The sequence below is a fragment of the Oxalobacter vibrioformis genome, assembly GCF_027118995.1.
In the GTDB taxonomy this organism is placed as follows: domain Bacteria; phylum Pseudomonadota; class Gammaproteobacteria; order Burkholderiales; family Burkholderiaceae_D; genus Oxalobacter; species Oxalobacter vibrioformis.
In genome coordinates, this window is sequence record NZ_CP098242.1 from 1,762,415 (window position 1) to 1,770,000 (window position 7,586).

General features: G+C 52.3%; 5 protein-coding genes and 1 pseudogene (1 of these 6 cut by a window edge). All 6 read left to right on the forward strand.

Going from position 1 to position 7,586, the window contains the following annotated elements; translation table 11 throughout:
• Positions 1–410: 410 nt before the first annotated feature.
• Positions 411–3,071, forward strand: a complete 2,661-nt coding sequence (gene gyrA / locus NB640_RS08790) for a DNA gyrase subunit A (RefSeq protein WP_269308350.1) — start codon at positions 411–413, stop codon at positions 3,069–3,071.
• Positions 3,071–4,158: pseudogene (gene serC, locus NB640_RS08795) on the forward strand (3-phosphoserine/phosphohydroxythreonine transaminase). The gene gyrA and the pseudogene serC overlap by 1 nt, the downstream one beginning before the upstream one ends.
• 160 nt (positions 4,159–4,318) lie before the next feature.
• Positions 4,319–5,392 carry a prephenate dehydratase gene (gene pheA / locus NB640_RS08800; protein ID WP_269308351.1) on the forward strand — a complete coding sequence of 358 codons (1,074 nt, stop codon included), beginning with the start codon at positions 4,319–4,321 and terminating at the stop codon, positions 5,390–5,392.
• 28 nt (positions 5,393–5,420) lie between these two features.
• Positions 5,421–6,527, forward strand: a complete 1,107-nt coding sequence (hisC, locus tag NB640_RS08805; RefSeq protein ID WP_269308352.1) for a histidinol-phosphate transaminase — start codon at positions 5,421–5,423, stop codon at positions 6,525–6,527.
• An 18-nt stretch (positions 6,528–6,545) separates the two neighbouring features.
• The gene (locus NB640_RS08810; protein ID WP_269308353.1) at positions 6,546–7,445 is read left to right on the forward strand and encodes a prephenate dehydrogenase; all 900 of its coding nucleotides are present in this window, start codon (positions 6,546–6,548) and stop codon (positions 7,443–7,445) included.
• Positions 7,442–7,586 carry the 5' portion of a 3-phosphoshikimate 1-carboxyvinyltransferase gene (gene aroA / locus NB640_RS08815; protein WP_269308354.1) on the forward strand. 1,178 nt of this gene lie beyond the right edge of the window, so only the first 145 of its 1,323 coding nucleotides appear in the window; it begins with the start codon at positions 7,442–7,444; its stop codon lies beyond the right edge, outside the window. Before NB640_RS08810 ends, aroA begins: the two co-directional genes overlap by 4 nt.

Genomic DNA, 7,586 nt, shown 5'->3' on the forward strand with positions numbered 1-7,586 from the left:
TTCCTCGATCTTTCGAATTCATGCGTTTACCATATTCTGACATATCGTTGGCATTTGAACAGCTTAATAAGCGCAAACTATTTTCGTTTTTTTGAAATTGTGGGATTTTTGTTGCATTTTCACAACCTAAAGCCCACAAAAACAGCAAAAACCAAAAATAGCGAACGTTCCTGATAATAGCAAAATAACTTATGTTTGCAATACGGATGAGCGAAAGATTGTCGTTTTTTGGTCAAATTTTCCCATAAATAAAAGTGAGGAAAAGCCGTTTCCATTTCTGATGAACGGGAAACCCGCCCGAATAAGAAAAGGAAGGGTATCGCGCATGGTAAAATACCTGCTTTTGCAGGCCATCAGTTAATCGGGCCGCAAACCCAGTAAAACCGTTTTTCTGCCGGGGCAAGTTTTCCATGGAACAATTCCAATTCGCAAAAGAAACCATTTCAATTTCCCTTGAAGAGGAAATGCGCAAGAGCTACCTTGATTACGCCATGAGCGTTATCGTTGGTCGTGCGCTTCCGGATGTCCGGGATGGTTTAAAGCCGGTGCATCGTCGTGTGCTTTTCGCCATGCACGAAATGAACAATGTGTGGAACCGGCCTTACGTCAAATGTGCACGTGTTGTCGGTGAAGTCATGGGTAAGTATCACCCGCATGGGGATGCCTCTATTTATGACACCCTGGTTCGCCTGGCGCAGGATTTTTCCATGCGCTACACACTGGTGGATGGACAGGGCAACTTCGGTTCGATCGATGGTGACAACGCTGCGGCCATGCGATATACCGAGTGTCGACTGGATAAGATTGCCGGTGAAATGCTGGCGGATATCGATAAGGAAACCGTTGATTTCGTTCCGAATTATGATGGAAAGGAAGAAGAGCCTTCTGTTTTACCCACCCGGATTCCCAGTCTTTTAGTCAATGGCTCATCGGGTATTGCTGTGGGGATGGCAACCAATATTCCACCGCACAATATCCGTGAAGTCGTGGATGGCGCCCTGCATCTCCTGAAAAATCCGGAATGCACCGTGGATGATCTGATTGCCCTGGTGCCCGCACCGGATTTCCCGACTGGCGGCATTATTTATGGTCTCTCCGGTGTTCATGACGGCTATCGCACAGGCCGCGGCCGTGTGGTCATGCGGGCAAAAACCCATTTTGAAGAAATGGGCAGAGAGGGGCGTTATGCCATTGTCATTGATGAATTGCCCTATCAGGTCAACAAGAAATCCCTGCTGGAGCGGATCGCCGAGCATGTCCGGGAAAAACGGCTTGAGGGGATTACCGACATTCGCGATGAATCCGACAAGTCCGGCATGCGGGTAGTCATTGAATTGAGACGCAATGAAGTGCCTGAAGTGGTACTGAACAATCTGTATAAACAAACCCAGTTGCAGGACACCTTTGGCATGAACATGGTGGCGCTGCTGGATGGTCAGCCCAAACTGCTGAATCTGCGCCAGATGCTGGAGTGTTTCCTGTCGCATCGTCGGGAGGTGGTGACGCGTAGGACGGTTTATGAATTGCGCCGGGCGCGTGAGCGGGGCCATGTTCTGGAGGGTCTTGCCGTTGCATTGGCCAATATTGATGAATTTATTGCGATTATCCGGGCCGCACCGACGCCGCCGATTGCCCGTCAGGAGTTGATGTCGCGTTCATGGGATTCCTCTCTGGTCAGGGAAATGCTTTCCAGAACCGGTGAAGGTAATGAAGGCGGGATAGCCGCTTTCCGTCCGGAAAACCTGGCGGAAGGATTTGGTATCCAGACCGATGGCATGTACAAACTGTCAGAAGAACAGGCGCAGGAAATCCTGCAGATGCGCCTGCAGCGCTTGACAGGTCTGGAGCAGGATCGCATTCTCAATGAATACAAGGATGTCATGACGCAGATTGCCGAGCTGCTGGATATTCTGGCAAGGCCCGAGCGCGTGTTGTCCATTATTGAAACCGAACTCAATGAAGTGGTTGGCGAGTACGGGCAGGAAAACAAGGATGTGCGCCGTTCTGAAATCGAACAGAATGCGTTTGACCTGGAAACCGAAGACCTGATTACCCCGCAGGATATGGTCGTGACACTGTCCAACACCGGCTATATCAAGTCGCAGCCGCTTTCGGAATACCGTGCGCAACGACGTGGCGGGCGCGGGCGCCAGGCGGCTGCCACGCGTGAAGATGACTGGATTGACCAGATGTTCATGGCCAATACCCATGACTTTATCCTGTGTTTTTCCGACAGGGGGCGGGTGTACTGGCTGAAGGTCTGGGAAGTGCCGCAGGGCTCGCGTAATGCGAGAGGCCGGCCGATTGTGAATATGTTCCCGCTGCAGGATGATGAAAAAATCACCGTGATTCTGCCGCTGTCGGGCGAAAACCGGAATTTCCCGGAAGACCATTACATCTTCATGGCGACCAGCCAGGGAACCGTCAAGAAAACGCCGCTGACCGATTTCAGCAACCCGCGAAAAACAGGCATTATTGCGGTCGGCCTGGATGAGGGTGACTTCCTGATCGGTGCGGCGCTTACAGACGGCAAGCATGATGTGATGCTCTTTTCCGATGCGGGCAAGGCGGTGCGTTTTGACGAAAATGATGTGCGTCCGATGGGTCGTTCTGCCCGTGGTGTTCGCGGCATGAATCTGGATGACGATCATCGTGTGATTGCCCTGCTGGTGGCGGAAGATGAAAACCAGTCGGTTCTGACCGCAACGGAAAACGGATTCGGCAAACGCACACCGATCGGGGAATATACCCGTCATGGCCGGGGGACCAAAGGCATGATTGCCATCCAGACCAGTGAGCGGAATGGCAAGGTGGTTGCTGCGACGCTGGTGGATGAAAAAGATGAAATTATGCTTATCACCACAGGCGGTGTACTCATCAGGACACGTGTTTCGGAAATCCGTGAAATGGGCCGTGCCACACAGGGCGTTACCCTGATTGCTGTTGAAGATGGCGCCAATCTGAGCGGTCTTCAGCGCATTATGGAAACCGACGTGGAAGATGTCGATGTGGAGGAAGAGGCAGAAAATGCAGCGGCCGGCACAGAAGAGGCAACAGACACAGAAGCGTGATGAAGCGGCCATTCAACTTTTCAGCAGGGCCTGCCGCCTTACCGGATGCGGTGCTGGAGCAGGCTGCAGCTGAAATGCTTGACTGGCATGGCCGGGGGCTCTCGGTCATGGAAATGAGCCACCGTAGTGCCGATTTTGAATCCATTCTTGCGCAGGCGGAAAGTGATTTGCGCGATCTGTTGTCAGTGCCGCCGTCATACCGGATTCTGTTTATCCAGGCCAGCGCGACAGCCTTGAATGCCATTATCCCGATGAATCTGGCTGCCCGGACAGGGCAGATTGCCACGATCGATGCTGTCCATACCGGGGTATGGTCCGGTAAATCAATCGAAGAGGCTCGCAAATACACCCATGTAAATGTTGCCGCGACATCCGAACCGGAAAATTTCACCCGGATTCCTGCGCCGGACACATGGCAACTGACAGACGATGCCGCCTATGTGCATATCTGCAGCAATGAAACCATCAGCGGGACGGAATTTTTTTTTGATCCCGATACCGGTTCTGTTCCTTTGGTTGCCGATATGTCTTCCCATATCCTGTCACGCCCTGTCGATATCGGAAAATACGGCCTGATTTTTGCCGGCGCCCAGAAAAACATGGGAATAGCCGGTGTGTCAGTGGTGATCATCCGTGATGACCTGATGGGGCATGTGCTGCCGGTTTGTCCGTCTGTTTATGATTTCAGCAATCTGGCCAGACATCACTCCATGCCAAATACCCCGCCGGTTTATGCCATATATATATGCGGACTGGTTTTCCAGTGGCTTAAAAAGCAGGGGGGGTAACCGCAATGGAGGCGGCGGCGATCAGGAAGTCCGCGCTGCTTTATGACTGTATTGATTCCAGCGGCCTTTTTGTCAATTACGTGGAAAAAAACTGTCGTTCGCGGATGAATGTGCCGTTTTTCCTGCGGGATGAAACCTTAAATGACGCATTTTTGACCGGGGCAACACAAAACAGCTTGCTGCAGTTACAGGGCCATCGTTCACAGGGCGGGATGCGGGCGTCGCTATACAATGCCATGCCGGCCGCCGGCGTGGAAAAACTCGTTGCCTTCATGCGTGAATTTGAGCGGGCCCATTAGGTTTTTGTTGTCTTGTTCCGCGAATAACTGTTTTGTTGCGCTGAATATATGTCATACAATAGTTGGTATTTCTTCATATCAGCAAAGAGGAATGTGATGCGAGAGAGCATCTTCCTCTTTTGACTGGGCGCATTTTCAACCTATTTTTCGACAGCAGATTATGGAAAACGAACTCAAACCCTTACGTGACCAGATTGACGCCATTGATGTGCAACTGCTTGAACTGTTAAACCAGCGTGCCAGACTGGCGCAGGAGGTAGGCAAGGTTAAGATCGAAAAGGATCTGCCGGTTTTCCGGCCTGAGCGGGAAGCACAGGTATTAAGAGGCCTTGCCGAGCGCAATAAAGGCCCGATGGCGACAGAAGATGTTCAGACCATCTATCGGGAAGTCATGTCGGCGTGCCGCGCATTGGAAAGACGGATCAGCGTGGCTTACCTGGGGCCGTCAGGAACCTATTCAGAACAGGCGGCTTATGAATATTTTGGCAGGGCGATTGATATTGTCCCCTGTGCCTCCATCGATGAGATTTTCCGGTCTGCGGAAGCGGGTACTGCTGATTACGGTATCGTGCCGATTGAAAATTCAACCGAAGGCGCCATTACCCGCACGCTCGATCTTCTCATGCAGACACCGCTGACCATCAGCGGCGAAAAAGAGATACCGATTGACCTCAGCCTGATGACACTTTCCGGCACTATGGAAGGCATCCACACTATCTGCGCGCATTCACAGGCGCTTGCCCAGTGCCAGGGATGGCTGAACCAGAATTATCCGCGCATTCTCCGTCATGCCGTTTCATCCAATGGCGAGGCGGCGCTGCTTGCCAGCAAGGATACCGAAACCGCTGCTATTGCCAGTGACCTGGCCGGCAAGCGCTATGGGCTGGAAGTCGTCAATGCCCATATCCAGGATGATCCGCAAAACCGGACCCGCTTTGTGGTAATCGGACACCAGAAGACCGAGCCCAGCTTCATGGATCAGACATCACTCGCGCTTTCTGTCCAGAACCGTCCTGGTGCGGTATATCGTCTCCTTGAGCCGCTTGATAAGCATGGGGTTTCCATGAACCGTTTTGAGTCGCGCCCGGCGCGTTCAGGCAACTGGGAATACTATTTCTTTGTTGACCTGATTGGCCATGCAGAGGATGAACGGATGGCTGCGGCATTAAAAGAGCTTCGGGATCGTGCCGCCTATTTCAAGGTGCTGGGGTCCTATCCCATGTCCATTGAATAATCGTTATTGACCGGAAACCATAACAATCATGTCGAATGTATTCGGGCCGGAGTATGTCCGCGCTATCGCGCCTTACCAGGCCGGCAAGCCCATTTCAGAAGTTGCGCGTGAATTTGGCCTTGAAGAGGCAGCCATCATCAAGCTGGCCTCCAATGAAAATCCGCTGGGTATGCCGGCGTCTGCCAAAAAGGCGATGATGGATGCCATGGATGACGGCGGGCGTTATCCTGATTCCAACGGGTTTGAATTAAAAGCGGTATTGTCAGCGCGTTATGGTGTGCCGGAAAACTGGATCACACTGGGTAACGGCAGTAACGATATCCTGGAGCTGGCAGCGCATGCGCTTGTTCGTCCCGGTGAGGAAGTGATGTATGCCCAATACTCTTTTGCGGTTTATCCGCTGGCAACCCAGGCTGTTGGCGCTCAGGGGATCAGTGTGCCCGCAAGGGACTTCGGACACGACCTGCCGGCCATGCAAAAAGCGATTACGCCCGATACCCGGCTGATATTCATTGCCAACCCGAACAATCCCACGGGCACTTTTCTCCCTCCGGCTGCTATTGAAGCATTCCTGGAAAAGGTTCCTAAAAATGTCGTCGTTGTGCTGGATGAGGCTTATAACGAATACCTTGACCCCGATTTGCAGTATGAATCAACAGACTGGGTGAAAAAGTATCCCAACCTGTTAATCTCCCGCACTTTTTCAAAAGTGTATGGCCTGGCCGGATTGCGAATCGGTTTTGGCATTGCCCAGCCGGAAATCACCGGCCTGCTCAATCGAGTCCGGCAGCCATTCAATGTGAATTCACTCGCACAGGCTGCGGCCATGGCCGTACTAAAAGACAAGGCGTTTCTTGAAAAAAGCGCAAAGCTCAATGCTGATGGTTATCATCAGCTGACAGCGGTTTTTGATGAGATGAAGCTGGAATACGTGCCGTCGTATGGCAATTTTGTTCTGGTGCGGGTTGGCGATGATGATGAAGCCGGTGCGCGGGTCAATCTTGCCCTGCTGAAAAAAGGCATCATTGTCCGTCCGGTAGGCAGCTATGGCTTGCCGAAATGGCTGCGCATTACCATCGGCTTGCCCGAAGAAAATGCAGCGGTTATCAGTGCACTCAAGGACGTGCTGGCTTAGGCGCCAAGGCAGGGTAACATGACGGTATTTCGCCATATACTCCTTTTTGGTGTTGGACTGATTGGCGGATCGCTTTCCCTTGCGCTCAGAAAATCCGGCTATACGGGAAAAATAACCGGCGTTGACCGCAATGAAAAAGCCCTTGGCCGTGCCAGGGAACTGGGCCTGATTGATGAGGCGGTGACATCGGCGACAAAAGCGGTGAGTGAAGCAGATCTGATTTTGCTGGCGGCGCCGGTTGCCCAGACCGGTACGATTCTGGCATCGATCAAGCCCTGGCTTCAGGAAACCACTATTATTACCGATGTCGGCAGCACCAAGTCGGATGTGGTGGCTGCAGCATACCAGGAACTGGGCGAGAAGGTTGGCAATTTTATTCCGGCGCACCCGATTGCCGGGCGGGAGTTGAATGGCCCGGATGCCGCTATCGACAGCCTTTTTTCCGGCAAAAAACTGGTGATTACCCCTTTACCGGAAAATACCGGGAAAGATATCGAGAAAGTGGCGATGATGTGGATGCAGTGCCAGGCAATCATCCATTTTCTTTCCCCGGAAGATCACGACAATGTGTTTGCCATGGTCAGCCATTTGCCCCACCTGCTGTCTTATGCGCTGGTTGACCTGGTGGCCCGTCACTCAAATGCGGATCTGATGTTTGAGTATGCGGCAAGCGGCTTTCGGGACTTTACCCGTATTGCCGGTTCTTCGCCGGAAATGTGGCGTGATATCTCGATGGCCAATAAAAAACAGCTGTTGCACGAACTGGACAGCTATCTGGCAGAACTGGGCCAACTGCGTAACATGCTGGCATCGGACGATGCGGCAGGTGTAGAGAATATTTATGCCAATGCACAACAGGCCAGGCTCAACTGGATCACAACGATTGAAGCCGCTGAAAAACAGGACAGGACATCATGAAATATCCACGTTACATTGATCTGTTGCCCGCCTTCCAGGCGGAAGGAATTGTCCGTTTGCCCGGCTCCAAAAGCATCTCGAACCGCACCCTGCTCTTAGCGGCGCTGGCAGAGGGCAAAACAGAAATCAAGGACCTGCTTT